Origin of the sequence: Shewanella sp. TB7-MNA-CIBAN-0143 (assembly GCF_040310065.1) — a bacterium.
In the GTDB taxonomy this organism is placed as follows: domain Bacteria; phylum Pseudomonadota; class Gammaproteobacteria; order Enterobacterales; family Shewanellaceae; genus Shewanella.
The window spans coordinates 1-401 of record NZ_JBEOPL010000070.1 but is presented as its reverse complement, the minus strand read 5'-3'; the positions used below and the strand labels follow the sequence as shown (position 1 = coordinate 401).

At 44.1% G+C, this 401-nt stretch carries 1 protein-coding gene; it reads right to left on the bottom strand.

Annotation, left to right across the window (positions count from 1 at the left end):
• Nucleotides 1-341 (bottom strand): reverse transcriptase N-terminal domain-containing protein (locus AAEY97_RS21165; protein ID WP_351001309.1); only part of this gene is annotated, 341 nt, incomplete at its 3' end.
• Between the last annotated feature and the right edge of the window lie 60 nt (nucleotides 342-401).

Here is a 401-nt window from a genome sequence, read left to right as displayed (position 1 = left end):
TTGGGGATATAGATACGCTTGAGTGGTTTGGCTTGATATGCCTTCCTGCTCAATTGATTTACTGCTTTCATGCGGCGGGTATCTGTATTCCAGATAACACCGTCTATTCCAGGCGTTTTACTGCCTTTATTTTGTGATACACGCTTAACAGCAAGAAGTTTTGCTGAACGCGAGTGAGTCAGTATCCACTGCAACGCTTTCGCTTTACCGTGTTTCCCTTCTCGTGTTGCCTTTGCAATACGCATCTGAAGCTTTAATACAGGCGGTTCAACGGATTTCCAGTCTATTGACTGCCATTGAGCGCTGTCAGGAGAGGCACTAATTTCTGTTGAAATCATCATTTGCGTTTCTCCTTGAATAAAGTTCTTCAAATTATCTTGCAACGGGAGACCAGTCGGAAG